General features: G+C 51.9%; 1 tRNA gene and 2 rRNA genes. All 3 read left to right on the forward strand.

What is annotated here, in order from left to right:
* Positions 1–619: ribosomal RNA gene (locus FO013_RS22095) — 16S ribosomal RNA — on the forward strand; the annotation flags it as partial.
* A gap of 85 nt (positions 620–704) precedes the next feature.
* A tRNA-Glu gene (locus tag FO013_RS22100) sits at positions 705–780 on the forward strand.
* 195 nt (positions 781–975) lie between these two features.
* Positions 976–1,544 (forward strand): 23S ribosomal RNA (locus tag FO013_RS22105); the annotation flags it as partial.

The raw sequence follows: 1,544 nt of genomic DNA on the forward strand, positions 1-1,544 counted from the left end.
CGGGGGCCCGCACAAGCGGTGGAGCATGTGGTTTAATTCGATGCAACGCGAAGAACCTTACCTACTCTTGACATCCAGAGAACTTTCCAGAGATGGATTGGTGCCTTCGGGAACTCTGAGACAGGTGCTGCATGGCTGTCGTCAGCTCGTGTTGTGAAATGTTGGGTTAAGTCCCGCAACGAGCGCAACCCTTATCCTTTGTTGCCAGCGGTTAGGCCGGGAACTCAAAGGAGACTGCCAGTGATAAACTGGAGGAAGGTGGGGATGACGTCAAGTCATCATGGCCCTTACGAGTAGGGCTACACACGTGCTACAATGGCGCATACAAAGAGAAGCGACCTCGCGAGAGCAAGCGGACCTCATAAAGTGCGTCGTAGTCCGGATTGGAGTCTGCAACTCGACTCCATGAAGTCGGAATCGCTAGTAATCGTAGATCAGAATGCTACGGTGAATACGTTCCCGGGCCTTGTACACACCGCCCGTCACACCATGGGAGTGGGTTGCAAAAGAAGTAGGTAGCTTAACCTTCGGGAGGGCGCTTACCACTTTGTGATTCATGACTGGGGTGAAGTCGTAACAAGGTAACCGTAGGGGAACCTGCGGTTGGATCACCTCCTTACCTTAAAGAACCTGCCTTTGCAGTGCTCACACAGATTGTCTGATGAAAAGTAAACAGCAAGGCGTCTTGCGATTGAGACTGACACGTCCCCTTCGTCTAGAGGCCCAGGACACCGCCCTTTCACGGCGGTAACAGGGGTTCGAATCCCCTAGGGGACGCCACTTGCTGGTTCGTGAGTGAAAGTCACCTGCCGTCATATCTCAANGAAAACTTCAGAGTGAACCTGAAAAGGTGCACTGCGAAGTTTTGCTCTTTAAAAATCTGGATCAAGCTGAAAATTGAAACGACACACAGTTAATGTGTGTTCGAGTCTCTCAAATTTTCGCAATCAGAAGTGAAACATCTTCGGGTTGTGAGGTTAAGCGACTAAGCGTACACGGTGGATGCCCTGGCAGTCAGAGGCGATGAAGGACGTGCTAATCTGCGAAAAGCGCCGGCGAGGTGATATGAACCTTTGACCCGGCGATGTCCGAATGGGGAAACCCAGTGTGTTCCGACACACTATCGTTAACTGAATACATAGGTTAACGAGGCGAACCGGGGGAACTGAAACATCTAAGTACCCCGAGGAAAAGAAATCAACCGAGATTCCCCCAGTAGCGGCGAGCGAACGGGGAGCAGCCCAGAGTCTGAATCAGCTTGTGTGTTAGTGGAACGGTCTGGAAAGTCCGACGGTACAGGGTGATAGTCCCGTACACGAAAACACACAGGTTGTGAACTCGAAGAGTAGGGCGGGACACGTGGTATCCTGTCTGAATATGGGGGGACCATCCTCCAAGGCTAAATACTCCTGACTGACCGATAGTGAACCAGTACCGTGAGGGAAAGGCGAAAAGAACCCCGGCGAGGGGAGTGAAAAAGAACCTGAAACCGTGTACGTACAAGCAGTGGGAGCACCTTCGTGGTGTGACTGCGTACCTTTTGT

This window comes from Brevibacterium aurantiacum (assembly GCF_007558825.1).
In the GTDB taxonomy this organism is placed as follows: domain Bacteria; phylum Actinomycetota; class Actinomycetes; order Actinomycetales; family Brevibacteriaceae; genus Brevibacterium; species Brevibacterium aurantiacum_A.